Origin of the sequence: Hyphomicrobium sp. (assembly GCF_041659645.1) — a bacterium.
GTDB lineage: Bacteria > Pseudomonadota > Alphaproteobacteria > Rhizobiales > Hyphomicrobiaceae > Hyphomicrobium_B.
In genome coordinates this window covers 334,354-349,007 of record NZ_JBAZXX010000001.1, presented here as the reverse complement: position 1 = coordinate 349,007, position 14,654 = coordinate 334,354, and the positions used below count along the sequence as shown (strand labels likewise).

At 59.6% G+C, this 14,654-nt stretch carries 14 protein-coding genes; 9 read left to right on the top strand and 5 right to left on the bottom strand.

The window, feature by feature from the left end:
- Positions 1-130 precede the first annotated feature (130 nt).
- Positions 131-817 carry a cysteine hydrolase family protein gene (locus tag WC811_RS01565; protein WP_372640190.1) on the top strand — a complete coding sequence of 229 codons (687 nt, stop codon included), beginning with the start codon at positions 131-133 and terminating at the stop codon, positions 815-817.
- A complete protein-coding gene (locus WC811_RS01560; protein WP_372640188.1) occupies positions 814-2,394 on the top strand; it encodes a regulator in 1,581 nt (526 codons plus the stop codon). The genes WC811_RS01565 and WC811_RS01560 overlap by 4 nt, the downstream gene beginning before the upstream one ends.
- A gap of 39 nt (positions 2,395-2,433) precedes the next feature.
- Here the strand turns inward: WC811_RS01560 and WC811_RS01555 are convergent, their stop codons facing one another.
- Together WC811_RS01555 and WC811_RS01550 are read right to left on the bottom strand one after the other, a co-directional pair.
- On the bottom strand, positions 2,434-3,015 hold the full coding sequence (locus WC811_RS01555; protein WP_372640186.1) for a nucleoside 2-deoxyribosyltransferase: 582 nt from the start codon (positions 3,013-3,015) through the stop codon (positions 2,434-2,436).
- Positions 3,016-3,062: 47 nt separating this feature from the next.
- The gene (locus WC811_RS01550) at positions 3,063-3,647 is read right to left on the bottom strand and encodes a TetR/AcrR family transcriptional regulator (protein ID WP_372640184.1); all 585 of its coding nucleotides are present in this window, start codon (positions 3,645-3,647) and stop codon (positions 3,063-3,065) included.
- A 134-nt stretch (positions 3,648-3,781) separates the two neighbouring features.
- Between WC811_RS01550 and WC811_RS01545 the strand changes: the two genes are divergently transcribed.
- From WC811_RS01545 to WC811_RS01525, 5 genes are all read left to right on the top strand, one after another.
- Positions 3,782-4,750 carry an SDR family NAD(P)-dependent oxidoreductase gene (locus WC811_RS01545; RefSeq protein ID WP_372640182.1) on the top strand — a complete coding sequence of 323 codons (969 nt, stop codon included), beginning with the start codon at positions 3,782-3,784 and terminating at the stop codon, positions 4,748-4,750.
- A gap of 406 nt (positions 4,751-5,156) precedes the next feature.
- Positions 5,157-5,546, top strand: coding sequence for a YciI family protein (locus WC811_RS01540; RefSeq protein WP_372640180.1), 390 nt, complete (start codon positions 5,157-5,159; stop codon positions 5,544-5,546).
- Position 5,547: 1 nt separating this feature from the next.
- On the top strand, positions 5,548-6,801 hold the full coding sequence (locus tag WC811_RS01535) for an RNA polymerase sigma factor (RefSeq protein ID WP_372640178.1): 1,254 nt from the start codon (positions 5,548-5,550) through the stop codon (positions 6,799-6,801).
- A 58-nt stretch (positions 6,802-6,859) separates the two neighbouring features.
- On the top strand, positions 6,860-7,279 hold the full coding sequence (locus WC811_RS01530; RefSeq protein WP_372640176.1) for a VOC family protein: 420 nt from the start codon (positions 6,860-6,862) through the stop codon (positions 7,277-7,279).
- A 96-nt stretch (positions 7,280-7,375) separates the two neighbouring features.
- Complete coding sequence (locus WC811_RS01525; RefSeq protein WP_372640174.1) at positions 7,376-7,747, top strand: hypothetical protein; 372 nt, start codon at positions 7,376-7,378, stop codon at positions 7,745-7,747.
- 44 nt (positions 7,748-7,791) lie between these two features.
- Here the strand turns inward: WC811_RS01525 and WC811_RS01520 are convergent, their stop codons facing one another.
- Positions 7,792-9,075, bottom strand: a complete 1,284-nt coding sequence (locus WC811_RS01520) for a Glu/Leu/Phe/Val dehydrogenase (RefSeq protein ID WP_372640172.1) — start codon at positions 9,073-9,075, stop codon at positions 7,792-7,794.
- A gap of 132 nt (positions 9,076-9,207) precedes the next feature.
- Here WC811_RS01520 and WC811_RS01515 point away from each other — a divergent pair, with 132 nt between their 5' ends.
- Positions 9,208-10,866, top strand: a complete 1,659-nt coding sequence (locus WC811_RS01515; protein ID WP_372640170.1) for an alpha-keto acid decarboxylase family protein — start codon at positions 9,208-9,210, stop codon at positions 10,864-10,866.
- 87 nt (positions 10,867-10,953) lie between these two features.
- Positions 10,954-11,670 carry an MgtC/SapB family protein gene (locus WC811_RS01510; RefSeq protein WP_372640169.1) on the top strand — a complete coding sequence of 239 codons (717 nt, stop codon included), beginning with the start codon at positions 10,954-10,956 and terminating at the stop codon, positions 11,668-11,670.
- Positions 11,671-11,696: 26 nt separating this feature from the next.
- On the opposite strand, the gene WC811_RS01505 is transcribed toward WC811_RS01510, so the two are convergent.
- Both WC811_RS01505 and WC811_RS01500 read right to left on the bottom strand, forming a co-directional pair.
- The gene (locus WC811_RS01505; RefSeq protein WP_372640167.1) at positions 11,697-12,404 is read right to left on the bottom strand and encodes a sulfite exporter TauE/SafE family protein; all 708 of its coding nucleotides are present in this window, start codon (positions 12,402-12,404) and stop codon (positions 11,697-11,699) included.
- A gap of 46 nt (positions 12,405-12,450) precedes the next feature.
- The gene (locus tag WC811_RS01500) at positions 12,451-14,397 is read right to left on the bottom strand and encodes a primary-amine oxidase (RefSeq protein ID WP_372640165.1); all 1,947 of its coding nucleotides are present in this window, start codon (positions 14,395-14,397) and stop codon (positions 12,451-12,453) included.
- Positions 14,398-14,654: the final 257 nt, after the last annotated feature.

Below are 14,654 nucleotides of genomic sequence, written 5' to 3'. Positions count from 1 at the left end.
TCCGCGCCTTCCATTGAACACGCGCGACGTGCGCTGCGAGGCACGCGCGCGTTGGCATAGCTCTTGTACTTCCTCACTCAGCTCGCGCCCGCTTCCGAATTTGTCGGCGCGCGAATGTCGGGAGGAAAACATGGTCCTGATCGCGGCTGAGCCGGGAGATCTCGAGATCGATCTCGGAAAAACCGCTGTCGTCCTCATCGATATGCAGCGGGATTTCCTCGAACTCGGCGGATTTGGAGCCGCGCTCGGCAATGACGTCTCGCAACTCGCGGCGTGCGTCGAGCCCTGCCAGCGGCTTTTAGCGGCCGCGCGCAAAGCCGGTCTCCTCATTGTTCATACCCGCGAAGGTCATCTTCCCGATCTTTCGGACGCGCCGCCCTCTAAGGTCGAACGCGGCGCACCGTCGCTGCGGATCGGCGATCCCGGTCCGATGGGCCGCATCCTCATTCGTGGCGAAGCGGGACACGACATCATCCCGGATCTTTATCCTGCAGCTGACGAGATCGTGATCGACAAGCCCGGTAAGGGCGCATTTTACAACACGCCTCTCGGCGAACTTCTGAAAGACAAGGGCATCGCCAATCTCCTCGTCGGCGGAGTGACCACGGAAGTCTGCGTCAACACCACGATCCGTGAAGCGAACGACCGCGGATACCGCTGCATCGCCGTGTCCGACTGCTGCGGCTCCTATTTTCCCGACTTCCACGATATGGGCCTCGCGATGATCAAGGCCCAAGGCGGCATCTTCGGCTGGGTCGCCAATTCCGGCGACGTCATAGCCGCAATCCAAAACACGACGAACGGGAGCACGTCATGACGAGCGCAAGCGAGACTTCGAAGCTGCCCCTCTGGACGCCCGGCGATTGGAACGCGTATTTCGGTTTCGGAACCAACATCCTCGTCAACATGCTCGTGCTGACGGGCCTACTGCAGTTCGTCATCAAGATGCCGCCCGACATCATCTTCCATCGCATTCTTCCGGCGATGGGGCTGATGATGTTCCTATCGACAAGCTACTACGCGTTTCTCGCCTACAGGCTCGCCAAGAGGACGGGCCGCACGGACGTCTGCGCGCTGCCGTCGGGCATCAGCGTGCCGCACATGTTCGTCGTGACGTTCGTCATCATGCTTCCGATCACGTTGACGACGGGAGATCCGATCAAAGGCTGGGAGGCTGGGCTCGTCTGGGTCTTCTTCCAGAGCTTCATGCTGATGATCGGCGGCTTTATCGCACCCTATATTCGTCGAATTACGCCGCGCGCGGCCCTGCTCGGAACGCTTGCCGGCGTTTCCGTCACCTTCATCTCGATGCGCCCGGCGCTCGAAATCTTCATGACGCCGTTGATCGGCATCGTTTGCTTCGCCATCATTCTCGTGGCCTGGTTTGGCCGCATGAAATATCCAAAGGGCATTCCTGCAGGCCTCGTCGCCATTGCCGCTGGTATGCTGATCGCGTGGGGTTCCAACCTGTTCGGGCTCAATATCGGCGGAATGAGCATCGACAAAGTCGGGGCGGCATTCGCAAACGCCGGTTTCTCTTTTCCCGTGCCCGCGGTCGACCACGTCTTCAATGGTTTTCAATTCATCGGCATCATTCTGGTGACGGCTATTCCGTTCGGCATTTACGATCTGGTCGAAGCCATGGACAACGTCGAAAGCGCGGAAGCTGCCGGCGATCATTTTCCAACCACGCGGGTGCTGACGGCTGACGGCGTTGTCAGCCTCATCGGTTGTTTGATGGGAAACCCGTTCATCAATGCAGTTTACATCGGCCATCCCGGCTGGAAGGCCATGGGCGGCCGCATCGGCTATTCGTTCGCGACCGGCGTAACCGTGCTCGTATTGGCTTGGTTCGGGATCATCTCTCTGCTTTCGGCGCTGATCCCGCTCGTCGCCATCTCGCCGATCCTGCTCTACATCGGCATGTTGATCGGCGCCCAATCTTTCCAGACGACGCCCACGAAGCACGCGCCGGCCATCGTGCTCGCGTTGACGCCGCACCTTGCAGCATGGGCGAAGAACCAGATCGACGGTGCGCTCGGCGCGGCCGGGACCAACGCGCACGCCGTCGGACTCGACAAGCTCGGCCAGACCGGCGTTCTCTATCACGGACTCGAAGTCATGGGCGGAGGCGCAATTCTGACGGGGCTCATCCTTGGCGCGATCGGTGTCTTCATTATTGAGCGTGATTTCCTGAAGGCGGCGGCGTTCGCACTCGCCGGAGCGGTGATGACGTTCTTCGGCTTCATGCACGGCGAGTCCGTCGGCATTGCCGTAACGCCATCGGTCGCCGCCGCTTACGCCCTGGTCGCCGCTTTCCTGTACCTCTGCTCGCGGAGCCCGCTGCCCGCTGCTGAGACCGAAGTCGCAGGCGAGGCCATCGCGGCGGAATGAACAGGCGATTTCATGCGTTGATGAGTTAGCGCCCCGCCGTCACTCCCTTCGCGAGTCTCGAAGCCCCGCGAGTTCATGTAGACACATCAGAAACCCGGCCAAGGAGGTCAACTCTTCTCCGGCTGGGACACTGATTTGCTGGACGCAAAAGCCAGCATGATCCACCGCCCCAACCATCATCAGGTTATCGGCCATATCGAAGCGCTCGACCGACGTACCCACGCTGTAGATTTCGAGAAGATCCGAGCGGCCGTGTTCGTAGTAACGGGCCGAGCGATCATGAAAGAGCGACGTTACGTGCGTGTAGCCCAGCACCGGCTTACCGTTGGCTGCCATGTAACCCATCTCAAAGGCCGTGCCGGGATCCATGCTCACGCTGCGGAACGGCGTCATGTTGGCGATGACGGCATCGCAGCGCTGCATGTGCGCAAGATTGCCGCGATAGATCGCGACGCCCTGCGCGAATGACGACAATCCCTCAAGGCTCGGCTCACCGTCCATCGGCGACACGCCTTCAAAGCCGAATTCGGCGCACATCGCTTTTTTCGCATCGAACACCGGCTTGCCGAATTCCGGAAGGAAGACCTCGGGACCAGCCAGATAGATCTTGAAGTTCGGCACGGTACCTCCCCTAGCGCGCTTAGTCCTCGAACGCAGCGCGGTGCCCCTCAGCGGCGCGTCGAAATTCCCGCGATGAGAATGTCGACGAGACCTTTCGCTGCCTGCGTACCCGTCGGGCCTGTAGCGATCGTCGCGACGCCCGCCAGCGCGCGTAAGAGGTCGAGCGGTTCGATATCGAGGCGAATATCGCCGCTCGCAATGGCACGATCGACGAGCATCGCGATCGCCTTTTTGATCTGCACACCCGACGTCGCGTAAAGATCCGACGTCCCCCCAACCAGCGAATTGAGCGCATCCGCCATCCCGTGCTTGACGGCCATATAGTCCACGCACAACAGCAGCCATTCACGCAATGCGTCTACGGGAGCACGTTCTTCCGCGAGACGCTTGGCTGCCGCCATGATCTGCTCGCTCTCGTTGCGGTAGACAGCTTCGATCAACGCATCGCGAGTGGGATAATGGCGATAGAGCGTCCCTATCCCAACAGCGGCGATCCGCGCGATCTCCTCGAGGCTAGCGCCGGAGCCTTTTTCCGCAAAAGCGATCTTCGCCGTCTCGAGAAGGCGGACACGATTGCGCTCGGCATCGGCGCGAACCTTCCGGGCGGCGGTTGGATTATCTTTTTCGCTCACGTGTAAATGTCTCTTGATAAACGGAGGCATCCTCCGTATGTAAGCGGAGGCACCCTCCTTTTATGCCAAATACAGTCGACGAGCAAGGTTTCGCCGCTGGCGGAGGCGTGCGTTGAATGACCAGGGAGATTGTTATGACCACAACATTCGGGGCGACGTCCACCACCGATGAGGTACTTCAGGGTGTTGATCTCAGCGGCAAACGCGTCCTCGTAACGGGCGTATCTGCTGGCTTGGGCGTCGAGACTGCGCGAACGCTTGCCGCCCACGGCGCGAAAGTCGTCGGGGCCGCGCGCGATCTCGCGAAGGCGGAGAGGGCAACGTCAGAGGCTCGCGCCGGGGCCGCAAACGGCGGCAGCCTTGAGCTTATCGAACTTGATCTCGCATCGCTCAAGAGCGTGCGGGCTTGCGCGGATGCACTCGTCGCGGATGGGCGCCCATTCGATGTCGTAATCGCCAACGCCGGTGTCATGCGAACGCCCTTCGGACACACTGAAGATGGCTTCGAAACGCAATTCGGAACCAACCATCTCGGGCACTTCGTTTTCGTGAACCGCATCGCCTCGTTGATCGCGCCGGGCGGACGGCTCGTGAACGTCTCGTCCGCGGGCCACCGCTATTCCGATGTCGACCTCGACGATCCCAATTTCGAGCGTACGCCTTATGAGCCGATGGTGTCCTACGGCCGATCCAAAACAGCCAACATCCTGTTTGCGGTGGAATTCGACCGACGCCACAAATCGCGCGGCGTTCGAGCGACCGCGCTTCACCCTGGAGGAATCCCGACGGAACTTGCGCGCCATATGGAACCCGGTGAGATCGAAAGAATGTTAGAGCAGATCAACGCTCAAGCCGCGACCGAAGGCCAGCCGCCCTTCCAATGGAAGACAGTCTCACAAGGTTCCGCAACGTCGGTATGGGCAGCTTTCGTCGGACAAGCCGACGAAGTCGGTGGCCGGTATTGCGAGAATTGTCACGTCTCCTCGGTGACCGACGGCACGATCGGCATCATCAGTGAAGGCGTGCGCCGTTACGCACTCGATCCCGAACACGCCAAGGCGCTCTGGGCGAAGAGTGAAGAGATGGTTGGCGAACGCTTCTGATCGCCCTGAGTTCACCACCGGCGCGAGCGGCAGTTCGACCCCTCATGGTCGAGCTGCTGCTCGCGCGTCATTCGCGGACGCACGCCTCCAACCGGCTACAGCGTTCGCGCCAACGCTTCGGGCTGATCGGCGCATTGGTCCCAGCCCTGATGGAAGCCCATCTCCTCGTGCTTTTTCCTGTCGTCCTCGCTCCAATGCCGGACGGTTGCGACGTTTATCCGCCGGCGCTTCAAGAATCCGATTTAAAATGAGTTCGCGGGCAATCGTTGACGTGGACATTTCCGTGCTGCGGAACTAGGACGTCGCCGAAACCGCTGAACCGACATTAAGTCAGCGAATTTTTCTCGTGAGCATGTCGGACCGGCCAACATTGAAACGTCCTGGAAAAGACGCAAGAGGAGACGCAATGCTCTACACCCTGCTTTGCTATAACAAAGAAGACGTCGTGTGGTCCTGGAGCAAGGAAGAAGACGAAGCGGTCATGAACCGGCTCGGCGTCGTCCACGAAAGGCTCGTGAAGGAGGGGAAGCTCGGCCCCGCGCTGCGGCTATTGCCGACGACCACCGCCACCACCCTTCGCGGTCCCGACATGGTCATCGACGGCCCCTTCGCCGAGACAAAGGAACAGCTCCTCGGCTTCTATGTTATCGATGTACCAGATCTCGAGGCTGCCCTAGCCATTGCGCGCGAACTTTCCGCCGCCAACCCGACAAGCGTCTACGAGATCCGCCCGGTGGCGCTCTATCTGCCGGAAGCCCGCGCAAACCCACCTACAGATCGCGTCAAGGCGTATTGAGATGAACCAAGTCATCCATGACCCGGCCTGGATCGACAGCACGCTGATTGCCGCTCGGCCCCAGGCCGTCAGCGCCCTGCTTCGCTACTTTCGGGACATGGACGCGGCTGAGGAGGCCTATCAAGAGGCTTGTCTGCGCGCGCTTAGAAACTGGCCTCAGAACGGGCCACCGCGAGATCCGGTAGCGTGGCTCATTCTCGTAGGGCGGAACGCGGCGCTTGATGGAACGCGCCGTCAAAGCCGGAACGTCGCGTTGCCTCCCGACGAACTAATCTCCGATCTCACCGACGCCGAAACGCCGCTCGTCGACCGTCTCGATGACTCACACTATCGCGATGATGTTTTGAGGTTGCTGTTCATCTGCTGCCATCCCGAACTCGCCGCAACGCAGCAAGTTGCATTGGCCCTGCGCATCGTCTCGGGACTTTCGGTTGCACAAATCGCACGCGCTTTTCTGACGAGCGATGCCGCGATGGAGCAGCGAATCACGCGTGCCAAGGCCCGCATCGCAAAGGCGAACGTACCGTTCGAGACGCCGGGACCGATCGAACGCGGCGAACGGCTCGCAGCCGTCGCGACGATGATTTATCTGCTCTTCAACGAAGGCTATACGGCGGGCAACGATCCCGCACGAGCTTCGCTCTGCGACGAGGCGATCCGGTTGGCGCGCTTGCTTTTGCGGCTGTTCCCGACCGAGCCTGAGATCATGGGATTGACCGCGTTGATGCTCTTGCAGCAATCGCGTTTGTCCGCGCGCTTCGACGATGCCGGTGAGGTGATCCTCCTCGAAAACCAGGACCGGGCGCTCTGGAACGCGAAGCTGGTCAACGAGGGCATCGCGCTTTTGGATAAGGCGATGCGCAACAACCGGCCAGGTCCCTATCAAGTCCAGGCGGCTATCGCCGCGACGCATGCCCGCGCACCCGAATTTACCGAAACGGACTGGGCCGCGATCGACGCGCTCTACGCGGCGCTCGAACGGATGCAGCCCTCACCGGTTATTACGCTGAACCGCGCCGTCGCGACCGCGAAGCTTCATGGACCCGAAGCCGGTCTCGCAATGATTGCTCCGCTCGAAAAAGCCCTGTCTGGATACTTTCACTATTTCGGCGCCAGAGGTGCCTTCCTGTTGCAACTCGGCCGAACCGCCGAAGCTCGAACGGATTTCGACCGCGCGATAGCCCTGGCCGGAACGCCGGCTCAGGCATCCCACATTCGCCGCCATCTGGATCGCCTTATGCAGGACCAAATATAAAATTTTTTCGAAAGCACTGTCGGACCGCCTTGCACCCGCCCGTCCTTGGGACAGCCAAATGGAGAGCATCATGTCCAACAACGTCACTCCGCCAGTGAAGGGCGGCGCCATTGTCTATCTCGGTGTCGATGGCGCGGTAAAAGCTGCGGACTTCTACCAAAAGGCATTTGCCGCCGAATTGGCGATGCTCTATCCGCCCGATGACAAGGACCGGACGATGCACGTTCATCTCTACATCAACGGGACATCCGTGATGATGGGGGATTTCTTTCCCGAGCAGGGACACCCACCCGTGGCGCATGCAGGGTTCAACATCATGCTTAAGGTCAACGACGCCGACGCCTGGTACGACCGTGCTATCGCCGCGGGCTGCACGCCACTCATGCCAGTCGCCAACATGTTCTGGGGCGACCGATACGGCCAGGTGAAGGATCCTTTCGGAGTAACGTGGGCAATCAACGGTCCCGTGAAGCCCTAATCCCGCACGGCATCGAATTCACCGCGACGATCTAGGTCTGGGCAGTGGCTCGCCACCGCTCCATCTCACCGATCGCAGTTCGAACCACCGGATAACATGCAAAGGAGTGTCGATTTGAAAAGCTACCTCGCTGTATTCCTTGGCAAGCCTGAGGCGATGGAGGCTTGGAAAAAGCTGCCCGATGCCGAACGCAAGCAGCGCGAGCAGGCAGGCATCACGGGATGGCACAAATGGGTTTCCGAGCACAAAGACTCGATCGCCGAAATGGGTTCGCCGCTCGGCAAGACGAAGCGGACGGACAAGGATGGCGTTTCCGACACGCGCAATGAACTCGGAGCTTGGACAGTCGTGAAAGCAAATTCTCAGGATGAGGCCGCGAAGTTATTCCTCAACCATCCGCACTTCACGATTTTTCCGGGCGACCGGGTCGAGGTCATGGAGTGCTTGCCCATTCCCGGAAGCCAATAATCGCCTGATCCGGCGCACTCTCGATCAAGCGCGAAAGCCGGGCCTCATGGATAGAGGCCCCGCACCTGCCGTGCATCAAGAATTCGCCCGCAAGCGATCACATACGTCGCCGTTCGCAGCGAAATTTTATAGTGATCGGCACAGGCCCAGATCTTACGTAGTGATTCAACCATGAGCGTATCGAGGCGCGCATTAATCTCGTCTTCGCTCCAAAAGAAACTTGAGAAATCCTGGACCCATTCGAAATAGCTCACCGTCACGCCGCCAGCGTTGCAGATAACATCCGGCACCACGAGGATGTTGCGATCGGCTAGAATATCATCCGCTTCGGGAAGCGTCGGACCGTTGGCGCCTTCGAGGACAAGCTTCGCCGTTGTGATGCGAGCGCGCGCCGGAGTCATCTGCGATTCAAGCGCCGCCAAAATCAGTATATCGCAGGGCGTTTCCCAGAACGCGTGATTATTGGCATGCGAGCCGCCGATCCCTTTCTCCGGATGCATGTTTTGCGATAGCGACCGAACATCGATGCCGCCCTCATCGATGAGAGTGCCCCACTGATCCTGTATAGCGACGACCTTCGCACCGTGGACCGCAAAAAGTTCAGCGGCTGACGATCCGACATTGCCAAAACCTTGTACTGCGACCCGAGCTCCGTTGAGGTCCAAGCCGATGCGAGAGGCCGCCGTTCGGCCGGTCACGAAAACTCCGCGCCCCGTCGCCTTGACGCGCCCGAGCGAACCGCCGAGATGAAGCGGCTTCCCCGTCACGACGCCGGAAGCCGTAAAGCCCACTTGCATCGAATAGGTATCCATCATCCACGCCATCACCTGCGCGTTCGTGTTGACATCAGGCGCGGGAATGTCCTTTTGAGGCCCAATGATAATGCTGATCTCGCTCGTGTAGCGGCGCGTGAGTTTTTCCAGTTCGGTCGGCGACAGAGCAAACGGATCGACACGCACGCCACCCTTTGCGCCGCCGAACGGAAGATCCATTGCCGCAGTCTTGATGGTCATCCACGCGGCAAGCGCCATTGTTTCTTCGAGCGTGACCTGCGGATGAAAGCGGAGGCCGCCCTTACCCGGTCCCCGCGACAGATTATGCTGCACGCGGAAACCTTCGAAGTGGCGGACGGAGCCGTCATCCATTTCGATCGGAACGTCGACGATCATCGCGCGCTTGGGGTGCTTGAGCGTCTCGACCCAGCGCGCCAGATTTTTCAGATACGGCGTCACACGATCGACCTGAGCAAGATAGGTTGTCCAAGGACTCTGCGCGGCTAATCTTGCGTACGATAATGGTGGCGAGGTCTTTTCGGCTGTATTGTCCATGAGCTTCTTATGATTGTTAGCCTATGAGGCGCCTGCCACCCCACACTCCAAAATCTATCACCGCCGACATGATCGTGCAGGGCATATTTGGGCGGATGTCATATATTCGCAGTGCGAAGAGGGATTTCAGGCATGTCGACGACGGTGGCCAATTACCTGATCGGCCGTTTGCAGCGGGCAGGCGTCGAGCATGCCTTCGGCGTTCCTGGTGACTACGTCCTGACATTCATGGACCGGCTCATCGCGTCAGGCGTCGAATTTGTCGGAACCTGCAATGAGCTGAATGCCGGTTACGCCGCCGATGCTTATGCTCGCATCCGCGGCATCGGATGCATCGTCGTGACATGGGGCGTCGGCGGCTTCAGCGCAATGAACGCTGTAGCAGGCGCTTATGCCGAGCAAGTGCCGCTCGTTGTTCTGGTCGGCGGCCCGCGCACAAATCAGCGGCGTTCGTCGACGCTGCTTCATCATGGCGTCGGCGAATTCTCGACCATGCAGCACGCTTATGCCCACATCACCGTCGCCTCGGTTCTGCTTGACGATGCCGACGATGCTCCACAGCAGATCGATCGCGCACTCGCGCGCTGCCTAGCCGAAAAACGCCCGATCATGATCGAAATTCCGGTCGATATCGTCGATCAGAAATGCGAGCCGTCGCGAAAGCCGGCAGCATCTGGCGTGCCGACCTCAGATCGGGACTCCCTGAGCGAAGCACTCGATGAAGTGACGGCCCTCCTCTCTGCGGCGAGGCGCCCCGTCATTCTCGGCGGCGTCGAACTGCATCGCTACGGTCTGATGCAGCAGTTCATGCGCCTTGTCGAGGCGAGCAAACTTCCGATCGCAACGACGCTCCTCGGAAAGACCGTTATCTCCGAACTGCACCCGCAGGCCATCGGCGTGTACGAGGGCAGCATGTCTCGAAAGGAGGTCCGCGACATCGTCGAAAGCAGCGACGTCCTGCTCTGCCTCGGAGCTTGGATCAGCGATATCAATTTCGGCGTATACACGGGCAAGCTGGAAGGACGTCAATTGATCCTCGCGAATTCCGGCCGCCTGAAGATCAGCCAGCACGTCTACGAGCAGGTTTGGATCGGGGATGTCGTCGAGGGCCTGGCGGATCGCCTGCCTGCAGCAGGACTTTCGCATCCGCGCTTCGAAAGCGTTTCGCAACGCGCGACGAAGGCTCCGGCAGCCCGCCCTGGCGCGAAATTGACCGTCAGTTGGGTCATGAGCCGTGTCAACGGTTACATCGGCGACGACACGACCGTCATCGCCGAAACGGGCGACAGCTTATTCGCCGCCGCCGATCTTGTGATGCACCACGACGTCGGCTTTATCGGCCAGGCCTTCTATCTGTCCATCGGTTACGCACTTCCGGCCGTTCTTGGAGCATCGATCGCCGACCCCGGACGGCGCGCGCTAGCGCTGATTGGCGATGGCGCCCTGCAAATGAGCGTCCAAGAGCTGTCGTCTCTCTGCCGCCGCAACATCCCCGCGATCCTGCTTGTCATGAACAACAACGGCTACACCACCGAACGCGTCATCCACGAAGGGCCGTATAACGATATCCAACCGTGGAATTACCACAAGTTGCCCGACGTCTTTGGCGGCGGCTGGGGGCGTCGCGTCTCGACGGAGGACGCATTCGAACAGGCCTTGACCGAAGCCCGCGAGCGCAACGAAGGGCCGGCGGTGATCGAAGTGATGCTCGACGAATTGGATATGTCCGACGCTCTTAAGCGACTCGGCGCCGAGCTTTCGCCCGACAAGAAGCAGACCGAGAGCCGATAAAAAGCACCAAGTGTCATACGACTGGCATATCCCGCGCGGATGTACGTCACGTACTCCCCGCCATCGACGATTCCCAACCGGACAAACATGCGCTTTATCGAGACTTTCCATCTCGCGCCCTTTCTCGACACGGTGGTGAGCTACGTCACGGCGTTTATATTAGGGACCTTGATCGGTCTCGAACGCCAGTTCCGCCAGCGCAACGCGGGCCTGCGAACGAACGTCCTCGTTGCCATTGGCGCAACCGGCTTCGTCGACCTCGCCCAAGGGCTAGCAGGTGATGAAGCCGCTGTGCGCGTGATCGCCTATGTCGTCTCCGGCATCGGCTTTCTCGGCGCCGGCGTCATTATGAAGGAAGGACTGAACGTCCGCGGGCTCAACACCGCCGCCACCTTATGGTGCTCCGCCGCCGTCGGAGCCTACGCAGGCGTCGACAAGGTTGCAGAAGCCACCCTGATGACCGTCTTCATCATCGTCTGTAATACGATGCTGCGTCCGCTCGCCAGCGCCATCAATCGCATCCCGATCAAAACGGAAAGCATTGAGGCCACGTATTCCGTCCACGTCACGACGGAAACGAAACATGTTGACGTCGTTCGAGATGCACTGAAGAGCGAACTCAAGTCCGCCAGCTATCCCGTTGCCGAAATCGAGGTGATCGAGCGTCGCGACGGCCAGAACGAGATCATCGCGACACTCGCCAGCACCGAACTCGATCCCACCGATTTGGACGGAATTGTCGAACGTGTGCGCAAGCAGCCGGACGTCACCCACGCCTCCTGGACCGCAAGCACACAGTCTTGACGCAGACCAACTGAACTCGGCGCGACCTAGCCGGGAAAGCAAAGATTCGTCAGAGAATGGGCGGGAAAGACGGCGCTCGCCATTCCGAAAACCGCAACGAGCGTTCCGAGCAAAGCCTTCATGCGCGGCGGTCGCACGAGCCCGCCGGAGCCTCGAACAGCGCGAACGGATCCATAAGCCGCCAGACTGACGGCGGGCGTTGTCGCAAGCGCAAAGCCGCTCATGAACAACGCGCCATTGATGGCCGATCCGGCGACCATCGCCATCATCAACGCGTTGTAGACCATACCGCAGGGCGTAAGCCCCCAAAGCATTCCCGAGACCATGGGAATATTCCGCACCGCCCCCGATGGAATCCGTTGGCGGATACGACCGAACATGCCGCCCGCCAGTCTCGCAAAACCCTGTTGGGGCAGAACGCCTGCCATCGAAAGTCCGACGATGACAATGACAGCCGCGGCCGCGACCCGCACGACCGGCTGCCAGCCGGCGAGATGAAGCAAACCGGCAAATGAAGATCCCGCCGCCGCAACGATCGCTCCGCCGGCCGCATACGTAAATGCGCGGCCAGTTTGAATGCTCGCGAGCGCCCGCAACTGTGACGCGGGCGTCGCGTCATTGGGACTGGCGGCAAGAAGCAACGACGATGCGATGCCGCCACAAACACATGAGCAGTGAATACTTCCCGCAAGTCCCATGGCGAAGCCACCGACCATTAAGGCCGTACTGTCCATCGTGGTTCTCCAAAAAGCTCATCCGAGCATTGGAAGACGCGCGCGCCTAAGCGTCGTGCGTATCTGCGTAGCAGCTTGCGGCATTGACCGCAGGGGACAGATTGATTGCTGGATTGCCGTCGAAGAAGCCGTACGGCATCAGCTTGAATCCCGCTGAAATGCACGGCTGAACGGGAAAGTCTTCCGGCCGCACCGAATGATGCAGCCCAAAGACATGCCAGAGCACGAGATCGGCATTCTCGATCGGACGATCTTTCGCGATGAAAGCCTTGATGTCTCCCGAGCCATCCGAGTGATTCATGAATTCACCGGCCGGAAAGCGCTCGGCGGAATCGTACGCCGTGACCCAAACGTGATTTTGCGTGAACGACGCGCGCTTGCCCGAATAGGACTCGGGCTGAATGAATGATGTCAGGCAATCCGGCGCGTCGAGCTTGTAACCGACCGGTGTCCCCGCCCTGTTGAGCTTGTTCGGATTGACGACCTTCCAATACCGATGCGTCGCCAAGTTTGCGCGCCGTGCTGCCTCGCTCTCGCTTTTCAACACCGTCTCTTCTTCATAGAAGGCGTTGCCGTAGGGGTTCGCATCGCCTGCTGGCTCAGCATAGGTATTGCATTCGACGAAACTGTTCTTGTCGCCGTCGACGCACATCTCAAGCCGCGCGCACAAGACGTGCTGATGGATCTGACCGACGACGCCCGGCGCAACTTCGTGGCCATACTTACCCGGCTGGCCCGGCAGGCAACCCGTCGTATTAATAATGCCGGTTGCCTTCAACTCGAACTCGATTTTTCCATCAAGAAAGAGATACCAATAGAGCGCATACTCGTAGTTCCCGACGGTGCAGATCGACGACAGAACAAGCTTCGCGCCACGACGGATTTCAAAGCGTTCCGTGCGGAAATCCGTGTGCTTCCACAGTAGACCGGAGTCTTCCTCGTGAATGCAGATGGCCTTCTTGATCGTCCACGGTTCGCCGTCGCGCGTATTGAGATGCACGTCGAGATACTTGATGACGCCGAGGCAATCGCAACCAAGTTCGAGTGAGTTCGCGAGCTTCCCGATGCCGTATTCGCCGATATCGAAGACGTGCTTGCGGAAATGTCCCGCATCCGGCGAACCGTAAGGCACGGTCATTTCCACGATCGAAGCCCGGCGAACGATGGGGCGGCCGTTGAACCGGAGATCGTGCAGCGTGAGGGATTCACGCGTATTGAATCCAATGCTCAACGACCAATTCCGCCAGGTCAGCCGATTTCCTTCAATTTTGAAATTGACGCCTTCCGGCTGAACGACATCGATCGGTTTGGCTGGCGGTTGAAACTCTTTCAGGAACTGCCGTTCGTAGTTGTACTCCGCCATCGGGATCGGCGTGACGCCATAATCGTCGACGCGAATGACTTCGCCGCTGTTGATATCGATGACCGCGTTCAGCCCCTCGATAGGATGAGCATAGAAATTTTCGAACTCCCGGAGACGCAGCCAGCAGAAGATGTGGCAGAGATGGCGCCCTTCTTCTCCTGGGATATCGAAGCTTCCCGCCGACCACGGATCGACGCAAACCTTCGACATATCGGTAATGCCACGTTTGGCGCAGCCGGCGATGAATTCGGGATTGGAGCGAACGATATCCTCGATCGATAAGAACTGTTCGAGTTGTATCATTGGCCGCATGTCGGGGAATTCCTCCCGCGAAATCACCTTCTCGGTCTCAAGCGAGACGACAAATTTGGTAACGCCGATCGTCGCCGAGTTGGAAGCGTTGACAGCAGCGCGCCGCTCGACGGGCTTGCCCTCTTCATAAGCCTTGAGGTCCGCTTTGGTCGGCTCTTCGAGCCCGATCGCCTCAAAGCACGTATTTGGTCCATAAGGCGCCACAGCCTTTATGATTGCGGCGGCGCGTCTAATCTCTTCAGGCGACAGGGGCTCCAAAGGGTGCGGAGCCAATGAAGGCCTGTCCATCACGGTCGTCGAGCAGCAGGTTTCCGACATCGATAGGGACTCCTGAACGTTGGAGCGCACCAGTTCATGGGCGCACGGCCAAAACCGAATAAAGCTGTCAACCGCGGACAGCCGAGACGACCAAGCTCTTGCCTTTGGATCGTCCGATGTTGCGCAGCTTAGACCCCGTCGGCCGCCCTGTAATTGATAGTTGGCGCCAAAAATACGAATGCGCACGATGCCACGCTCGCTCGCACTTGAGCGACCGCGTTTCGCGACTGAAGCACCGAGTTCAACAGAGGGATGCA

Coding starts and splice junctions, on each gene's coding strand:
- WC811_RS01540 (WP_372640180.1), top strand. CDS start 5,157: ATGCTCTACACCCTGCTTTGCTATAACAAAGAAGACGTCGTGTGGTCC.
- WC811_RS01510 (WP_372640169.1), top strand. CDS start 10,954: ATGCGCTTTATCGAGACTTTCCATCTCGCGCCCTTTCTCGACACGGTG.
- WC811_RS01500 (WP_372640165.1), bottom strand. CDS start 14,397: ATGTCGGAAACCTGCTGCTCGACGACCGTGATGGACAGGCCTTCATTG.
- WC811_RS01525 (WP_372640174.1), top strand. CDS start 7,376: ATGCAAAGGAGTGTCGATTTGAAAAGCTACCTCGCTGTATTCCTTGGC.
- WC811_RS01560 (WP_372640188.1), top strand. CDS start 814: ATGACGAGCGCAAGCGAGACTTCGAAGCTGCCCCTCTGGACGCCCGGC.
- WC811_RS01545 (WP_372640182.1), top strand. CDS start 3,782: ATGACCACAACATTCGGGGCGACGTCCACCACCGATGAGGTACTTCAG.
- WC811_RS01565 (WP_372640190.1), top strand. CDS start 131: ATGGTCCTGATCGCGGCTGAGCCGGGAGATCTCGAGATCGATCTCGGA.
- WC811_RS01520 (WP_372640172.1), bottom strand. CDS start 9,075: ATGGACAATACAGCCGAAAAGACCTCGCCACCATTATCGTACGCAAGA.
- WC811_RS01535 (WP_372640178.1), top strand. CDS start 5,548: ATGAACCAAGTCATCCATGACCCGGCCTGGATCGACAGCACGCTGATT.
- WC811_RS01530 (WP_372640176.1), top strand. CDS start 6,860: ATGGAGAGCATCATGTCCAACAACGTCACTCCGCCAGTGAAGGGCGGC.
- WC811_RS01505 (WP_372640167.1), bottom strand. CDS start 12,404: ATGGACAGTACGGCCTTAATGGTCGGTGGCTTCGCCATGGGACTTGCG.
- WC811_RS01515 (WP_372640170.1), top strand. CDS start 9,208: ATGTCGACGACGGTGGCCAATTACCTGATCGGCCGTTTGCAGCGGGCA.